This is a genomic window from Alphaproteobacteria bacterium (assembly GCA_018662925.1).
Lineage (GTDB): Bacteria > Pseudomonadota > Alphaproteobacteria > 16-39-46 > JABJFC01 > JABJFC01.
Window position 1 is genome coordinate 1 of sequence record JABJFC010000079.1, and the last position, 16,468, is coordinate 16,468.

15 protein-coding genes and 1 pseudogene are annotated in these 16,468 nt (G+C 43.1%); 12 read left to right on the top strand and 4 right to left on the bottom strand.

Going from position 1 to position 16,468, the window contains the following annotated elements; all coding sequences use genetic code 11:
- The first annotated feature begins 169 nt into the window (after positions 1-169).
- Together HOL16_06540 and trpS are read left to right on the top strand one after the other, a co-directional pair.
- The gene (locus tag HOL16_06540) at positions 170-475 is read left to right on the top strand and encodes a 4a-hydroxytetrahydrobiopterin dehydratase (GenBank protein MBT5390341.1); all 306 of its coding nucleotides are present in this window, start codon (positions 170-172) and stop codon (positions 473-475) included.
- Positions 476-507: 32 nt separating this feature from the next.
- Positions 508-1,500, top strand: coding sequence for a tryptophan--tRNA ligase (trpS, locus tag HOL16_06545; protein MBT5390342.1), 993 nt, complete (start codon positions 508-510; stop codon positions 1,498-1,500).
- Between the two features lie 9 nt (positions 1,501-1,509).
- On the opposite strand, the gene HOL16_06550 is transcribed toward trpS, so the two are convergent.
- A complete protein-coding gene (locus HOL16_06550; GenBank protein MBT5390343.1) occupies positions 1,510-2,823 on the bottom strand; it encodes an MFS transporter in 1,314 nt (437 codons plus the stop codon).
- A gap of 25 nt (positions 2,824-2,848) precedes the next feature.
- Positions 2,849-3,058: pseudogene (locus tag HOL16_06555) on the bottom strand (DNA-binding protein).
- 857 nt (positions 3,059-3,915) lie between these two features.
- Here HOL16_06555 and HOL16_06560 point away from each other — a divergent pair.
- Together HOL16_06560 and HOL16_06565 are read left to right on the top strand one after the other, a co-directional pair.
- Positions 3,916-4,311 carry a hypothetical protein gene (locus HOL16_06560; GenBank protein ID MBT5390344.1) on the top strand — a complete coding sequence of 132 codons (396 nt, stop codon included), beginning with the start codon at positions 3,916-3,918 and terminating at the stop codon, positions 4,309-4,311.
- Between the two features lie 116 nt (positions 4,312-4,427).
- Positions 4,428-4,706: a hypothetical protein gene (locus tag HOL16_06565; protein MBT5390345.1), complete on the top strand. Its 279-nt coding sequence runs from the start codon at positions 4,428-4,430 to the stop codon at positions 4,704-4,706.
- Between the two features lie 25 nt (positions 4,707-4,731).
- Here HOL16_06565 and HOL16_06570 read toward each other — a convergent pair whose 3' ends face one another.
- Entirely contained in the window at positions 4,732-6,447 is a 1,716-nt protein-coding gene (locus HOL16_06570; protein ID MBT5390346.1) for a hypothetical protein, read from the bottom strand.
- A gap of 314 nt (positions 6,448-6,761) precedes the next feature.
- Here HOL16_06570 and HOL16_06575 point away from each other — a divergent pair, with 314 nt between their 5' ends.
- From HOL16_06575 to HOL16_06590, 4 genes are read left to right on the top strand one after another with little or no spacing between them, the layout of a single operon-like run.
- A complete protein-coding gene (locus HOL16_06575) occupies positions 6,762-7,901 on the top strand; it encodes an FtsX-like permease family protein (protein ID MBT5390347.1) in 1,140 nt (379 codons plus the stop codon).
- 4 nt (positions 7,902-7,905) lie between these two features.
- Positions 7,906-8,616 carry an ABC transporter ATP-binding protein gene (locus HOL16_06580; GenBank protein MBT5390348.1) on the top strand — a complete coding sequence of 237 codons (711 nt, stop codon included), beginning with the start codon at positions 7,906-7,908 and terminating at the stop codon, positions 8,614-8,616.
- Entirely contained in the window at positions 8,613-9,527 is a 915-nt protein-coding gene (locus HOL16_06585) for a biotin/lipoyl-binding protein (GenBank protein MBT5390349.1), read from the top strand. Before HOL16_06580 ends, HOL16_06585 begins: the two co-directional genes overlap by 4 nt.
- A 3-nt stretch (positions 9,528-9,530) precedes the next feature.
- On the top strand, positions 9,531-10,889 hold the full coding sequence (locus HOL16_06590) for an efflux transporter outer membrane subunit (GenBank protein MBT5390350.1): 1,359 nt from the start codon (positions 9,531-9,533) through the stop codon (positions 10,887-10,889).
- On the opposite strand, the gene HOL16_06595 is transcribed toward HOL16_06590, so the two are convergent.
- Positions 10,886-11,956, bottom strand: a complete 1,071-nt coding sequence (locus HOL16_06595; protein ID MBT5390351.1) for an Mrp/NBP35 family ATP-binding protein — start codon at positions 11,954-11,956, stop codon at positions 10,886-10,888. The two genes, HOL16_06590 and HOL16_06595, sit on opposite strands and share 4 nt — an antisense overlap.
- 97 nt (positions 11,957-12,053) lie before the next feature.
- Here HOL16_06595 and hflK point away from each other — a divergent pair, with 97 nt between their 5' ends.
- From hflK to miaA, 4 genes are read left to right on the top strand one after another with little or no spacing between them, the layout of a single operon-like run.
- Positions 12,054-13,136: an FtsH protease activity modulator HflK gene (gene hflK, locus HOL16_06600; protein MBT5390352.1), complete on the top strand. Its 1,083-nt coding sequence runs from the start codon at positions 12,054-12,056 to the stop codon at positions 13,134-13,136.
- Between the two features lie 5 nt (positions 13,137-13,141).
- A complete protein-coding gene (gene hflC / locus HOL16_06605; GenBank protein MBT5390353.1) occupies positions 13,142-14,020 on the top strand; it encodes a protease modulator HflC in 879 nt (292 codons plus the stop codon).
- A gap of 34 nt (positions 14,021-14,054) precedes the next feature.
- On the top strand, positions 14,055-15,518 hold the full coding sequence (locus HOL16_06610) for a Do family serine endopeptidase (protein MBT5390354.1): 1,464 nt from the start codon (positions 14,055-14,057) through the stop codon (positions 15,516-15,518).
- Positions 15,519-15,524: 6 nt separating this feature from the next.
- Positions 15,525-16,463, top strand: a complete 939-nt coding sequence (miaA, locus tag HOL16_06615) for a tRNA (adenosine(37)-N6)-dimethylallyltransferase MiaA (GenBank protein MBT5390355.1) — start codon at positions 15,525-15,527, stop codon at positions 16,461-16,463.
- Positions 16,464-16,468: the final 5 nt, after the last annotated feature.

The window sequence follows — 16,468 nt, forward strand, 5'->3', positions numbered from 1 at the left end:
AGAGGAAAATTGTTTTATAGATTAATTCAACAGGCACTTGAAATCGACCCAGTCCCAGCTAAATTGCTAGCGGGAGTTGGTGGCTAGTGGACACAGCTGCATACGTGATCTTGCTTGTGGAGTAAACCGCATACCCAGGTTGAAATATTTAAAAAAAGGAACTTAAGAAATGATAGAAAGGATAACCGGGGAAGAACGTCGTATTGCTGTGCGAGAACTCGATGGTTGGAACGAAGTAAGCGATCAAGATGCTATCCATAAGACATTTCATTTTTCAAATTTTGAAGAAGCTTTTGCCTTTATGGTACGCGTTGCTTTCGTGGCTGAAAAAATGACCCATCATCCTGAGTGGTACAATGTATACAACAGAGTCGAAATTATTTTGACGACCCATGCGTGTAATGGTCTAAGTGAGAAGGATGTTTCTTTGGCGCGCAAAATAAATGAGCTTGCACCGGAGCGTGATCAACGATAAGACTTTTCTTGATATAAATCAGGAGACTATGTATGGATCGGGTTTTTTCGGGCATCCAACCTACTGGAGATTTGCATTTAGGAAACTATCTTGGAGCCCTTCGCAATTGGATTGGATTTCAAAAAACCCACGACTGCCTTTTTTGTATCGTAGATCTGCATTCTATGACTGTTCCTTACGATCCGGAGAAGCTTCGCAATAATACGCGCTTTGTTGCGGCAACTTATATTGCGGCAGGGATCGATCCAAATAAGTCCATCATCTTTGCACAAAGTTCGGTTTCAGAACACTGCGAGTTAGCGTGGATCCTTGGATGTTTAACGCCTCTCGGATGGCTTAATCGCATGACTCATTTTAAGGAAAAAGCTGGCAAACATCGAGAAAATGCTAGCCTGGGACTCTATGCTTATCCGGTTTTGCAAGCCGCTGATATCCTTCTTTACAAGGCAACCCATGTTCCCATTGGAGAAGATCAAAAGCAACATCTGGAATTATCGCGGGATATAGCGGGCACCTTTAACCATCGTTTTGGGCAAGAGTATTTTCCTTTGCCTGAGCCTCTAATATTAGGAAACGCTACGAGAGTCATGAGTCTTCGAGATGGTACTAAGAAAATGAGCAAATCGGATATTTCAGAATTCTCACGCATACATCTGACCGATGATCCGGATACAATTAGGCAAAAGATTCGCAAAGCTCGTACAGATGCGGATCCTATTCCAGAAGATTCGAAGCAACTGGAAGAACGTCCCGAAGCTATGAACCTTCTAAACATATATGGAGCCCTCACGGGGCAATCTCTAAAAGAGGTTTGTGTTCAATTCTCGGGCAGTAATTTTGCACCTTTTAAAGAGGTGTTGTCAGAGCTATTAATTGAGAAACTGTCTCCTATTCGGGAAGACGTGTCCCGTCTCTTGAAAGATTCGAAGACTTTGGACGACATTTTGAAATCTGGTGCCGAAAGGGCGCGAGAAAAAGCCGTTAAGACTCTAGAGGAAGTTAAAGGAATTATCGGAGTCCGATAATTTAAGGCCTTATGCGACTGCCGTCGAAGGCTTTCCTTCAATAGTTAGCTCATCATCTTTCCCACGTCCTTGTGGAATATACTTTATAAGCATGAGGGAAGGTATGCCCAAGAGCATGGCAAATCCGAAGAAAGGAATCCAACCCATTTGAGTTGCAAGCCATCCCGATGAGGAGGCTACGATCATTCTGGGAACATGTGCTAATGCTGACAAAAGGGCGTACTGGGAAGCCGAGTAGGACAGATTACATAGACTAGACATGTACGCAACCGAAGCTGCGATGGTCATGCCACCTGTTACATTTTCCACAACAACTGCACAGTAGTATATGGTGAGATCTGCTCCTGAGAGGGCCATGACGATAAACATGACGTTTGTGAGCAAGTGCGTCAGGCCAAAGATGAATAGACTCTTCAAGGTGCCGATTTTTGTGACAAGGCCTCCTCCGATTAAACCACCAATGATGGTTGCCCAAATCCCGAAAATTTTACTGGCGTTTGCGATATCGATTTTCGTGAATCCGATATCCAAATAAAAAACCACGGCCATCTGACCAATAATGGCATCCCCGATTTTGTACAGGATAACAAACAAAAGGGCGAGGACCCACTTGTCATGGACCATAAAAGAGCTAAAGGGGGCTATAAATACTTTTTCTACCCAATGAACGATGCCTGTTGCTCCCGTAGAGGTTCCATAGGCTTTTTCGTCTTCCTTTGGAGGCGTATCCTTTTGTAACAACAGGGTCGTCACCATTCCAATAGAAATAAGAGCTGCCATCAAGGTATAGGTTTGTGGCCAAGATAAAAACGTTGCTAAATAAAGGGCTCCGGCTCCAGCAAGGATCATGCCAAGTCGATATCCAAACACTTCCATAGCGCCACCGGCTCCGTATTGGGAAGGTTTGAGGATTTGAATACGATACCCATCAATCACAATATCTTGTGTTGCAGAACATATGGCGACCAGAAAAGCCATTTGGGCCATCCGAAACGTTTCACTGACAGGATCGGTAGTTCCAAGTAGTATGATCGATAATATAAGAGCCCCTTGACTTACAAGAAGCCAACTCCGTCTTTGTCCCAATAGTTTACTGAGAACAGGAATGGAAATTTTATCAATAAAAGGCGCCCAGAGAAACTTAAGAGTATAGGGAAGTCCAACTGAGGCAAAGAGTCCAATGGTAGTCTTGGAAATACCTTCCTCAGTCATCCAAACTGTGAGCGTGCCCAATATTAATGCCAAAGGAAGTCCACTGGAAATTCCTAAAAATCCTAGAGCTATTAACTTTGGGTCACGATAACTTTTTAACCAGTCAAACATGTGAAAAACTTCGTTTTATAATTGTCTACTTGTTACCCTGCACAACGGGTGCTTTCTTTGGGGGACTTTTTTTAGCAGGTGCCTTAGTTGGAGCCTTCTTTGCGGGTGTTTTAGGAGGCGCCTTTTTAGCTGGAGCCTTCTTTGCAGGGGCTTTAGGAGGCGCCTTTTTAGCTGGAGCCTTCTTTGCAGGTGCTTTAGGAGGCTCTTTTTTAGCTGGAGCCTTCTTTGCAGGCGCTTTAGGAGGTGCTTTTTTAGATCCTCCCGTAGCTTTCTTAATGGATTCTAGAGCACTTGAGATTCCCATTAATGAATAGGTATCTGTCGTCTTGGTGCCTCTTGCGGATGTTCCTTTTACGATTAAGTTATTGCCACTTTTCATTGCTGTTACAAGGGTAGTATCCGTTTTATCATCCACAGCCCATGCCCCTTCACCTTGCGTAAACAGCGTGAAGGTTTTCTTACCTGCTTTGCCAATTATCTCGAGAGTAGCGACGCTGTCTTTTTTGTAAGTATATCCTGAAACAACATTGACGACATTGCTTGTTTTTTTGTCCGGGCGGCTTGTTATTGTTAAATAAGTCTTGCCCCGTTTTTCATAAGCGCCTTCCTCTTTTTCAGGACGGCTGGTGACAAAATAGACCCAACTATTGCCTTCTTTAAATTTGAAACTGTGCCATGCTTTAGAAGAGCTGATGTGTGTATGAGCCCCATACGCAGCGGACTCACATAATATTAAGCTTATAAAACCAAACGCTAATAATAATCTCTTCATCGTCGGTAGATTTCCTCTCCTCAACAATCAACTCCAACCTACTTTTAGTGTGAATAAGTCAGTGAATCAAGTGTTTTACAGCACAAATAAAGACTTTTGTACATATATTCCCTTTTACCCAGTTTTTTCTAAGAGCTATTTTTAGCATCATCCACATAAAATAGTTATAATTTTTTTTAACTAGCATAATTCGGGAAAGTTTTTTATTTGTAACTTTGCAAATAAGTTGGGACGTTGTGAAAATGAAATATGTAAATAGAAATCTAATGGTTTGGTTCTTAGCACTCATAATCATGGGAGTTTCTATTGATGCGTATGGAATGACTAATACTAAATATCCCTATTTCGGCTCTGTTCGGTCCCAAAAAGTGAACGTGCGCTGTGGTCCTGGACGACAATATCCTATCGAGTGGGTTCTTGTACGAGCTAGTCAGCCTGTAGAAGTTTTGGCTGGATTCGATACCTGGCAAAAGATTCGTGGCTGGGATGGTATAGAGGGGTGGGTATATAAGAATATGCTCACAAAAAAACAAACGGCTGTTGTAATGAAAACAGATTGTACCCTCAGTAAATCACCAGATGAGAATGGAAAGTTCATTGCCTATATGGAGAAAGGATTTATTCTCAACGTGCTCTCTTGTAAAGATAGATGGTGCCAAGTAGAGGTCGAGAAGACGCGAGGTTGGACGGCCAAAGACAATCTCTGGGGTGTTTAGAGATTTACTAAGTAAATACGAATAAAGAAAACACCTCCCTGTTAACCTTTTATTAACTATTTCTACGTATCCTAAAGATAAGTGAGGAAGGCATCACTATCTGGGAGAAGTATGATATGGGAGATAAACCTCTAAAAGGAAAATACGATGCAATATGGGAAAAAACGCTTAAAAATCTCAAAAAAATAAAAACAGATCTTTGCAAAAAACCGCCAGAAGATCTTGAAAAATCTGTCGAGGAACTAAGTATTTGTTTAAAAGAGTTTCACGCTCACAGCAGAGCGGCGCCTATTTTACCCGAAGAACCAATGTATGGGGATCTAAAGTCAGCAATTGCAGAAGTGGAAATGGCCCTTCATGCCGCAGTTGCGAGCTGTAAATCAGGGGATAGATAAAAGAATTTTGAGTTGTTATTTATTTTCAAGTCTTCCCAAGTTTTGTGGAAGGCGGCGGAGAGATAGCGGTTTCTGGCTTTTTAACCTCGTTGTCCTGGTCGATTTTTTCTTCCTCTTCCGTTGCTAAGATTTTCTTCCGCAAGGCGTCAATGGATTTCGTAATTTGGTCAGTCGAGATACCAGCGGCTTCAAGGACAGACGCACTTAGTTGGAAACTGGGTTCAAGGGTCTCGGGAATGATCACTTTAGCGCCGGCCTTTTCCAATTTCTTGGCCTGTTCTACATCTTGTGCACGAACAAAGAGTGGTAAGTCTTTAAAGTTGCGACGCATCATCATAACCGTTCTGGAGACGGCACCTGGTTGATCTAACGTAATAACGGCTGCTTGAGCGCGTTCAATACCAATGGTTTTAAATATTTCAGCACGTCGCGCATCTCCGAAGAAAATGGGTAAGCCTTCTGTACGCCCTTCAGAAACACGTGACATATTGATATCAATTGCCACGTATGGAACCAGTTGGGCAGTTAAAAGTTTTCCAACCATCTGGCCAACACGTCCATACCCTACGATGATAACGTGAGATTGAAGATCAGCTGTTTCTTTTTGGGCGAACTGGACTAAGTTTTCTGCAGCGCTTCTTTCGAGTCGACGGTTGATTTTCTTACCAATAGCGGCAAGGAATGGCGTAAAGGCCATGGAAATGGCGACAGAAAGCAGAAGTATTTGCCCCACCTCATTTGTAAGAATTCCAGTCGTAATAGCAGGCCCAAAGAGTACAAAGGCAAATTCTCCTCCTGTTGATAAGAGAAGCCCAATTCGAATAGCAGGCCCCCAAGGGACGCTGAATAAGCGGCATAACAGGGTGAGGATGAGACATTTACCAACGAGCATTGAACCAACAATGGCTGAAACGGTTCCTAGAAACTCGCCTAGAAGTCTCAAGTCAATGTTCATACCCACAGTCATAAAAAAGAGGCCAAGAAGGATCCCTCGGAAGGGCTGAATATCCGCCTCCACTTGATGTCGATATTCAGTTTCAGCCAAAAGAAGCCCGGCAAGAAAAGCACCTAATTCTTTCGAGAGCCCAACAGTTTCAGTAGCAACACCGGTTCCTAATATTAAGAGAAGTGACATAGCCACGAAAAGTTCTGCGTTACTTCCTGATGCAACCAATCTGTACAGAGGACGGAGTAAAAGTCGTCCTACAAGGACGATAGCTGTAAGGACAGCCAGTGCCTTTACTGTCGCAATTCCAAGGGTGGTCAACAGTCCACTATGGGTTGTGATCTGGTCTTGAGCCAAAAGGGGTGTGAGAACTAAGAAAACAACAACCGCGAGGTCTTGCAATAATAGAACTGAAAATGAAACACGCCCGAAACGGGCGGCAAGTTCCCCACGTTCAGCTAGGACCTGAAGAACGACAGCTGTAGAGGACAATGAGAGGCCGCATCCGATAAGAAGGGAAACTTCCAATGAAAGTCCTGTAAAGCTAGAAATAAGGGCCATAATAACGCCCGTGAGGATTACTTGAGATGTCCCGAGCCCAAACACGTATCGTTTGAGTGACATCAATCGGTCCCAAGGAAGTTCAAGACCGATGGTAAATAATAAGAAAACAACCCCAAACTCTGCAAGAACTTTCGTTTCTTCGACCCCATCAATGAAGGAAAAACCATGGGGGCCAATAAGAAGGCCAGATAGTAAGAATCCAAGGATTGGACTTACTCTGAGTCGGCGCATCAACGTAACGACAAATATAGCTGCAACCAGCAATATTAATACATCGTTAAGATAGTCTAGATGCGGCACATGCAATCCTTTTAGATTTACAGATGATTAAAAAACTTATTTTCCTACTCTAGCTGATTTGTATTCGAGAACAAAGGGAAATTATACATAAATAGCAATGGAGCTCCCTCTTTTTTTCGTGTGCTGGATCATGAATTAATTTTTTACTTTTTTGCAAAAAAAGTTCATTCCTATCCATGTGTCATGGGCCTTGTCTTAGCATGGCTAGAAAGAGTATCATAAACACAAAACTAAGGAAGCAGCGCGTGCGATCCATTGCCATTAAAATGCTTACAGGGGATAGGGCCAAATATTTTGGGCTTATATTCAGCATTACCTTTTCCACATTTCTTATGTCCCAACAGGTATCTATTTTTATAAGCCTTTTGGGCCGCACGGCCGCACAAATAAGGGATGTTCCACAAGCAGATATTTGGGTCATGGATCCTCAAGTAGAATATGTTGATGTGGTCAAGCCCCTTCGAGATACAGAGCTTTCTCGTGTGAGGAGCGTATCAGGGGTTGAGTGGGCGTTGCCTCTTTACAAGGGGCTAAGCGTTATTCGGGCACGTGATGGGAAGATGCAACAGGCGTTAGTACTGGGTGTAGATGATGCGACATTAACAGGTGGACCGCCAAAAATGGTGCTGGGGGAATGGGCAAGTCTAGCTTCTGCGGATGCAATGATTATGGACAAGTCTGGATACAAGTTTATATGGCCTGGGGAACCTTTGAGTCTAGGGCGTGTCATTGAAATCAATGATCATCGATTTGTCATCAAAGGGATATGTGAAACATCTGCACCATTTCTGACATTTCCCATTGTTTACACAAAATTTTCTGATGGTGCCCAACTTCATCCAGGGGAACGCAATCAAATGACGTTTATTATCGTGAAAGCCGCGTCAGGGATATCTCCAGAAAAACTGGCTCAGAAAATTCATAAAGAAACTCAACTTCAAGCACTTACTTCAAGAGGATTTCAGTGGAGAAGTATTCGTTATTATTTGGAAAGGACGGGTATTCCTATAAATTTTGGTATAACAGTTTTACTGGGATTCTTGGTAGGAGCGGCTATCGCGGCACAAACTTTTTACATTTTTGTCTTGGAAAATATTTCCCAATATGGAGCTCTAAAGGCTATTGGGGTTAGCAATAGGCAAATGTTGATGATGGTGCTCGTACAGGCCCTCTTGGTGGCTTTCATAGGGTATGGAATTGGTATTGGTTTAGCCGCGCTCTTTTTTGAAGTGTTTTCCAAAACGGAGGCACTTAGAGGATTTATGCTCCACTGGGAAGTTGTTGTTGGTTCTGCATTTGTTGTAAGTTTAATTGCTATTCTTTCTAGTGCGGCAAGTATCCGAAAGGTTTTTGTGTTGGATCCTGCTGTGGCCTTTAGGGCTTGATGATATGGGAAAAGTTGAGAAAAATTTTGTCGTACAGGGAAGAGGGATCGTAAAAGACTTTCCTGCCGGAGATGAAATGATTCGAGTACTGCATGGGATCGATATTTCGTTATCCTATGGAGAGTTGGTCATGCTCGTTGGACCAAGTGGAAGTGGTAAGACGACTCTTTTATCCATCATCACAGGAATTCTGACGCCAACATCAGGAGATGTTTTTATTAATGGGGAAGAACTCACTAACATTTCTGATTTAGAAAAGGTTCAGCACAGACTGAAGAACATAGGTTTTATTTTTCAACAATTTAATTTGATTCCAGCCTTAACAGCTGTGGAAAACGCGGCTGTACCGTTGATTGCTGCAAACGTTCCCTACGGTGAGGCCTTGAAGGCATCCAAAGACGTTTTAACAAAAATTGGGATGGGAGATCAGTTGGATAAAATTCCCGTTCATCTTTCGGGAGGACAACAGCAGAGGGTGTCCATTGCGCGTGCTCTAGTTCATGACCCAAAGTTTATAGTATGCGACGAGCCCACTTCCTCGTTGGATGCACATACGGGGCATGTAGTTATGGAAATATTGAAGAGTATTGTTTCACGTGCAAATCGTTCAGTTCTTGTCGTGACCCATGATTCAAGAATTTTTGAGTTTGCAGATCGGATCTTATTCATGGATGATGGTCGTATTGTGAAAGAAGAAAAGAGAGTGAAAAAGTGAGACAAAAGTTCGTACATTTTATTTTGCCAGTGGTTGGCGTGATAGGCGTAAGTTTTATGTTGTTCTCTCTCCTTCATCAGCCTGGAACATTAGATCCAATTGTATATAAAGATCCGGCTATTTCCCCATTTTCTTCCCAAGTATCGGGAATTGGCATTGTTGAGCCGAAGAGTGAATTGATTGAAATTGGCACCCATATTTCAGGAATTGCAACAAAAGTGTATGTTCAAGCAGGACAGCATGTTGATAAGGGTGATCCATTGTTCATGGTGGACAATCGAGAAGCCCTGGCTCAGTTAGAACTTTCGGAGGCACAAGCGATATCAGCCAAGGTATCATCTGAAGATCTCCAGCATCAGCTTTCACTGTTGGAAAATGTGTCTGATCAGAGAGCCATTAGTGAGGATGAATTAAGTCGAAAGCGTTATGCATTTGAATTGGGAAAATCACGTTTTAAAGAAGCTTTGGAGAGGGTGAAAATAGCCAAAGTTCAACTGGAAAGACACACGGTTCGAGCTCTCTCGCGAGGGGAGATTTTGCAGGTCAATATTATTGAAGGTGAATACGCTCCCATTGGTGTCAATGTTAAGCCTTTTCTCATCATGGGAGATACAACTGTCTTTTATGTACGCACTGAAATAGATGAATCAGAAGTGGGGCGCGTAGATCCTAAATCCTCAGCGTACGCATACCTTCGCGGTGAATCGAAGGATAAAATTTCATTGGATTTTGTAAAAATTGAGCCGCTTGTTACGCCCAAAAGTCAGCTAATCAATAGTCCCACCGAGCGGGTAGATACGCGTGTTTTGGAGGTTGTGTATTCTTTCAGTTCTGAGCATGTAAAGGTTTATGTTGGGCAAGAAATGGATGTTTATATAGAGGCAACGGATGTTTCAAATGAAGCGAACTGAGCCATGAGGGATCCATTTTTACTCATTTTTTTTATAGGGCTTGTTGGGTGTTCTGTTGGGCCAGATTATAAGCCGCCCCATATTTCTTTACCTGATAAGTGGCATTCAGATTGGAAGCAAGAAACTTCTAACGATGGTATGACAGCGTTTGATAGCTGGTGGAAGGCATTTGAAGATCCTGTTTTGGAGGGACTTGTAGAGGAAGGAAGTCTCGAAAATCTTGATTTAAAAATGGCTGTAGCTCGATTGGAAGAGTCTCGCGCATTAAAGAGTGGAGCAAGTGGAGCTCTTTATCCTGATATTCAATCTACAACAAGTGCGGGTCGCTCCAAGCAGGGATTTATAACTGGAAACAGAAAAGTTACTTCTTTTGAAGCTGGATTTGATGCTAGTTGGGAATTGGATTTATTTGGCAAAAATTATCGTCAATGGGAGGGCGAAGCGGCATTTGAGGGACAACGATTTTATGAGTTAGAGGACGTATTAGTTTCTGTACGTGCCGAGATTGCGAAACAATATATTTCTTATCGTGAGGCTCAAAAGCAATTAAAAATTACACAGAGGGCTATTAAGGCTCAAAAGAAATTGTTGGATCTCTTGGAATCTCTTCAGGAAGCAGGGGTTGTTAGTAACGTTGAGTTATCAGAGGGAAGAGCTTTATATACTGACTATCAGTCACGGGTCCCGGTGCTGAATTCGGATCTCAAACGGGCACAATATGCTCTCGAAGTTTTGCTGGGCAGAAATCCAGGTTCATTGTCAGAGGTATTAGAGGATGAATTGCCTATCTCCCCAAGTCTAGAACGTATCAATTTGGACGTTCCCATTCGAGTTATTAGTCGTCGTCCCGACGTGAGGGCGGCTGAACAGGCTTTGAAAGTTGCAACCGCCCTCCAGGGAGTAGCCATTGCTGATTTGTATCCTAACTTTACGATTGCCGGTTTTTATGGATTGCAAGATTCAAACTTATTTCCTTCAGGAGCTATTTGGAGATTTGCTGCAGACGGAGCTTTATCTTTGTTTGATTTCGGGAGGATTCGTTCCAAAATAGATACTGCAGATGCGCAAAAAACGCAGGCATTGAGTGCGTATGAGCTTGCTGTTTTAAAAGCGCTTGAAGAAGTTGAAAATGCCCTTACAGCTTATGGAAACAGTACTAAGGAAAAGAAACTTCTTAGGGAAAGCCTGAAAGCACGGGAACAGAATTTAAGGTTACTGAAAAGTAAGTATGAAGCAGGGCTTACGTCGTTTCAGGACGTACTTAAATCACAACTTTCTTTTTATGAAAGTGATCTTGCTGTTATTCGTACTGAAAGTAAACAATTCAAAAACTTAGTAGCATTGTATAAGGCCCTGGGTTAAGCCAACTTCTTTAAATTTGGAAGTTGATCGGAAATCTTATTTGCAAGTTTCCTAAAGACTTTAGACAAAGCATTCTCAGGTTCCATTTGTGGCAGGGGAACTCCTAAATCACCACTTTTTCTAACATCTAGATGGAGAGGGATTTGTGATAAGAGGGGGACCTTAAGTTTTTTGGCCTCTTTCTCAGCACCACCGTTGCTGAAAATATGTGTTTCATGGCCACAATTTGGGCACTCAAAATGGCTCATGTTTTCGACGATACCGAGAATAGGCACGTCTAACTGCTGGAACATATAGAGCCCCTTACGGGCATCGAGAAGGGATAAATCCTGAGGCGTTGTGACGATAATGGCCCCTGATAAGGGGATTTGCTGGGCTAGTGTGATTTGGATATCTCCTGTTCCAGGAGGAAGGTCTATGACCAGAACGTCTAAGTCTCCCCACGAAACGTTCTGGAGAAATTGTAGTAGGGCTTTGCTGATCATGGGACCGCGCCAAATAGTGGGCTGGCTTTCAGGGCCGATGAGCCCCATAGACATGCATTTGATGCCGTATTTTTCGATGGGTGGGAGTGTTTTTTTGTCTGGTGAGAGAGGGCGTTCTTTGATGTTCATCAGGAGAGGGAGCGAGGGGCCGTAAATATCTGCATCTAGGAGTCCAACTCGCAGCTGAAGATCTTTAAGGGCACAGGCCAAACTGACTGCAACGGTGGACTTGCCGACGCCGCCTTTTCCAGAGCCAACTGCAATGATTTGCTTAATGTTAGGAAAAGAGAACTTTTGCACAGGTTGTTTGCGAGGCATGGGTTTAGGAGCGGTCATGATGACAGCAACAGAGTCTATTTCTGGAAGCTTTCTAAAAATATTTTCAATTTGAGCACGGAGAGGTTCTAGCTTTTCAGCATCAGCCGAGGGCACATCTAGGATGCAAGTAATCTTAAGACCATTTTCTGACGGTGTAATTGATAAATGGGAAACAAGGTTTTGCGTGATAACATCTGACTTTAGATAGGGGTCGCCAATTTTTCTGAGGATATCTCGTAAGTATTCTTCTGAAATCTTTGACATAATTGAAAGTCCGTGATTGCGTTGAGGCGCTATGTGCCGTATAACTTTGTACTGGTATACCTCATATGAGGGGAACGGTAAAGAAAAGGAGAGACAAATGTCAAACTTCGCGCAAGGAGGCGGAGAAGGCCCCTGGGGTGGGGGACCGTGGGGTGGAGATAAGCCAACACCTAAGGGACCCACTGTTGAGCAGTTTTTTCAAAAAGGCAAAAAAGAGTTTGGCGGATTCTTCCCCAATGGTTTTGGGGGTAAGAAGGGAATTTTAATAGCTGTTCTCGTCGCATTTGTATTGTGGTTGGGCACAGGTATTTATCGTGTGGATCCAGATGAAAAGGGTGTCGTCTTACGCTTTGGAAAATTTGTTCGAAAGGTAGAACCTGGTCTTAACTATCACCTTCCTGTACCTATTGAAACGGTCTTTACCCCCAAGGTAACGCGTGTGCAGCGTGTAGAAATAGGATACCGATCTGGCAAGAATGGAAGGGGAACTGAACACCTTGAAGAGAGCTTGATGTTGACGGGTGACGAAAACATCATTGATATCAACTTCACGATTTTTTGGTTTATTAAAAATGCTGAATCATATCTTTTTAAGGTGCGCTCGCCTGAAGAAACTGTAAAAGCTGTTGCGGAGAGCGTAATGCGTGATGTCGTAGGACAGATGCCTATAGCAGTTGCTTTGGCGGAAGGACGTAAAGACATAGAAGAACGGGTTTTAGCGCATCTTCAAGAAATATTGAATGAATACAATTCTGGTATTGAGATCACACAAGTTGAGCTCCAGCGTGTTGATCCACCAAATGCCGTAATTGATGCTTTCAGAGATGTTCAAAGAGCAAGGGCAGATCAGGAGCGGATGCGAAATGAGGCAGAAGGGTATCGAAATCAGGTTATTCCCCACGCACGAGGTGCTGCAGCAAAGTTGCTTCAAGAGGCAGAAGCCTACAAGCAGCAAATAACTGCTAAGGCCCAAGGTGACGCTAAGCGGTTTGAGTCTGTTTTGAATGCTTATAAAACAGCGCCCGATGTGACCAGGAAGAGGATTTACCTGGAGACTCTCGAAGAAATTTTAACAAATACGAACAAAATTGTTCTTGATGAAGCAACGAAAGGGCAGGGAGTGCTTCCTTATCTCCCATTGCCGGCTATGAAAGCACATGCTGAGACGGATAAAGGGTAGCTAAAATGAAACAATCAACTGTTATTATTGCACTTATATCCATAGGGGTGCTATTTGTTTTGGGAACATCGACTTTCTTTACGGTTCATCAGACTGAGCAGGCTCTAGTGCTGCAATTTGGAGATCCTATTCGTACCATTGACGAGCCAGGGCTGAAAATGAAAATTCCATTCGTACAGAATGTCGTGTATTACGACAAACGGTTACTGGCATTAGATGTTCCCTCAGAAGAGGTTATTGCGCTTGATCAAAAGCGGCTGGTTGCTGACATGTTTTTGAGGTATCACATTGTTAAGCCTCTACGCTTTTTCCAAAGTGTTGGGACAGAAGAAATGGCTAAGACCCGACTCGCTGCCTTAATGGTTGGTAGTTTGCGTCGTATACTTGGACAGGTGCCTCTCGGGACGATGCTATCTAAAAAACGTGAAGACATTATGGATCAGATTCAGCAAGAGGTGAATACGGCTGCTCAACAGTTTGGGCTCTCTGTGACAGATGTTCGAATAAAGCGTGCTGACCTTCCTAAAGCTAATAGTGAAGCAATATATGCCAGGATGAATAGTGAGCGCGAACGTGAAGCAAAGGAGTTTAGGGCCCAAGGGATGGAAATTTCTGAGGTTATTAAGGCACGTGCTGAACGAGAGCAAACTGTCATTCTGGCTGAAGCCGAGAGGGATGCACAAATTCTTCGAGGAGAGGGTGATAAAAAATCTGTTGAGGTTTATGGTAAGTCTTTCGGAAAAGATCCAGACTTCTTCGAGTTTTATCGCAGTATGGAAGCTAATAAAGCTGCTCTTGGAAATGACAAGACAACCTTTGTGCTATCTCCTCAGAGTGATTTCTTTAAGTACTTCGGAACTTCTAAGAAGGGAAATCGCCGGTAACTGTATAATAATATAAAAATAATTGGTGTATATGATGGGCTTAAAGCTTTACAGATTTTTAGGTGTCGTTTTTTGTTTTGCCATGTTGGTTTTCGATGTTTGTGCGGCAGACAGACCACAGAGCTTTGCAAAAACAGCGGAAAGGGCTTTGCCCACGGTTGTCAATATTTCAACTAAGCATATGTCACGAGCAGCCATGGCTGACATGAAAAACTTACCTCAATTTGGCCATCTTGGAGATTTACTGAAAGAGTTTTTGGAGTTTCACCATAGTCGTCCTCGTGAAATCAGTTCGTTGGGCTCCGGATACATTGTTGACCCGAAGGGGTATGTTGTTACGAATCGTCATGTCATTGCGAAGGCAGATGAGATTACAGTTATTCTTAATGATGGGTCAGAGCATGATGCTAAGATCATTGGCGTTGATTCCAGAACAGATGTAGCGGTTTTAAAAATTGAACCCGAAAAGCCTCTCCCAAGCATTGAATGGGGAAATTCTACAGAAGCGCGCGTGGGGGATTGGATTCTTGTCATCGGGAATCCATTTGGTTTGGGAGGGACCGTAACAGCAGGAATTATATCTTCACGGGCTCGGGATATTTCTTCACAGGCTGGAGATATTGCTCTTACCAAATACGTGGACAACATGATCCAAACTGATGCGGCGATCAACTTGGGGAATTCTGGGGGCCCCATGTTTGATATGAATGGTAATGTAATAGGAATGAATGTTGCTATCTTTTCGCCTTCAGGTGGAAACGTAGGAATTGGCTTTGCGATTCCGTCTAGTATTGTTAAGCGAGTAGTTGAACAAATCAAAACAACAGGGCGTGCTCAGTATGCTTGGATGGGTGTCGTTGTCCAAGATGTGACAGAAGAGATTGCTGATAGTCTTGGTTTGGATAAGGAGCGCGGGGCTCTTGTCACAAACGTTGCACCAAATGGTCCAGCGCAAAAAGCACAGCTTCAACCGGGAGATGTAATCCTTTCATTCAATAATCACCAGGTTCCAAATTATGAGAACTTTCCAAGGATGGTAGGTGAAACACGCATTGGAACCGTAGCGCCAGTAAAGATTTGGCGGAAAGGGAAAGAAATTAATTTAAAGCTAACACTGGAAGAATACCCAAACAAGGAGGGTGTCGCCGAGATGGTGATGGCTAAGAAGAAAGCTGCTTCTCAGGAGCCCGAAGCGGGAGAATTTTTAGGTATTTCTGTTGGCCCCATTACAGAAGAAATACGTAAGAAGTTAAATATCAGTGATGATGTTAATGGAGCCATTGTTTTCAAGATAGATTCAGGAAGTGTTGCTTCTAAGAAAGGGATCCAAGTGGGAGATTTAGTGGTTGAGGTCAACCAGCATCCCATATCAGATCATCGCCAGGTGTTGCAAAAAATATCAAATGCCATGGCTAAGGGTAATAAAACTGTACTGCTTAAGATTCTTAGAGGACAGAAATCTGTATACATAGGCCTTCCACTCGACAACGACAGATAACGAATTTTGTCAAAAAACATTCTTATTATTGTGGGGCCAACTGGAAGTGGAAAGTCTGCCTTGGCCCATGATTTGGCTGAAGAACTTGAAGGAGCCGTTCTCAATGCAGACAGTCAGCAAATTTACAGAGAGTTATCTGTATTGTCTGCACGCCCTTCGGAAAATGAGTACAGGAATGTTCCTTATAAATTGTTTGGCCTTTATTCAGCTGAAAAAAACACCTGTACGGCTGGGGAGTGGCGACAGCTCGCATTGAGAGAAATTAAGAATTCTAAGGAGAAAAATCAACTTCCAATAATTGTTGGAGGAACGGGATTCTATATATTTACGCTTTTAAATGGTATTTCGCCGGTGCCGGAGGTATCAGAGAAAATTAGGCGTGATACAGAGGATCTTCTCAATACGATGGGGATTGAAGCCTTTTATAAGGAACTCTGCATTCGGGATTCTCAGATAGCTCGCAAGCTGAAGCCAACAGACAAAAGAAGACTCTTGCGTGCATGGGAAGTCCTGGAGGCAACAGGTAAGTCTCTTGCCTATTGGCAAAGCATACCTGCTGATACAAGTGATATAGCAGCGTATAACTTTGTTACTGTTTTATTAGCGCCAGAGCGAAAAGAGCTCTACGACTCTATTAATGCGCGTGTGCTCAGTATGATTGAGCAGGGAGCTGTCGAAGAAGTAAAAGGCCTAGAAAGAATTCCAGATGCTCACCCGGTTACAAAGGCAGTTGGTGTCAAAGAGATTAGAGCGTTTTTGAAGGGGGCTACGTCTTTAGAAGAAGCAATTGAAGAAATGCAAAAGGAAACGAGGCGTTATGCCAAACGTCAATATACGTGGTTTCGCCACCAGTTGCAGCCATCACTTGTAATCCCCAATGCATATATCCAGAAGGATCGTAAAGGATCCCAAAAAACTAGAAACGAAATCAAAGAGCTACTTTAGTAAGC

What these genes read in the sequence shown, in the direction of transcription:
- hflK (MBT5390352.1), top strand. Translation starts at nt 12,054, where the DNA reads ATGTCAAACTTCGCGCAAGGAGGCGGAGAAGGCCCCTGGGGTGGGGGA.
- HOL16_06590 (MBT5390350.1), top strand. Translation starts at nt 9,531, where the DNA reads ATGAGGGATCCATTTTTACTCATTTTTTTTATAGGGCTTGTTGGGTGT.
- HOL16_06565 (MBT5390345.1), top strand. Translation starts at nt 4,428, where the DNA reads ATGGGAGATAAACCTCTAAAAGGAAAATACGATGCAATATGGGAAAAA.
- HOL16_06540 (MBT5390341.1), top strand. Translation starts at nt 170, where the DNA reads ATGATAGAAAGGATAACCGGGGAAGAACGTCGTATTGCTGTGCGAGAA.
- HOL16_06570 (MBT5390346.1), bottom strand. Translation starts at nt 6,447, where the DNA reads ATGCGCCGACTCAGAGTAAGTCCAATCCTTGGATTCTTACTATCTGGC.
- HOL16_06560 (MBT5390344.1), top strand. Translation starts at nt 3,916, where the DNA reads ATGACTAATACTAAATATCCCTATTTCGGCTCTGTTCGGTCCCAAAAA.
- HOL16_06595 (MBT5390351.1), bottom strand. Translation starts at nt 11,956, where the DNA reads ATGTCAAAGATTTCAGAAGAATACTTACGAGATATCCTCAGAAAAATT.
- HOL16_06610 (MBT5390354.1), top strand. Translation starts at nt 14,055, where the DNA reads ATGGGCTTAAAGCTTTACAGATTTTTAGGTGTCGTTTTTTGTTTTGCC.
- HOL16_06580 (MBT5390348.1), top strand. Translation starts at nt 7,906, where the DNA reads ATGGGAAAAGTTGAGAAAAATTTTGTCGTACAGGGAAGAGGGATCGTA.
- trpS (MBT5390342.1), top strand. Translation starts at nt 508, where the DNA reads ATGGATCGGGTTTTTTCGGGCATCCAACCTACTGGAGATTTGCATTTA.
- HOL16_06550 (MBT5390343.1), bottom strand. Translation starts at nt 2,823, where the DNA reads ATGTTTGACTGGTTAAAAAGTTATCGTGACCCAAAGTTAATAGCTCTA.
- hflC (MBT5390353.1), top strand. Translation starts at nt 13,142, where the DNA reads ATGAAACAATCAACTGTTATTATTGCACTTATATCCATAGGGGTGCTA.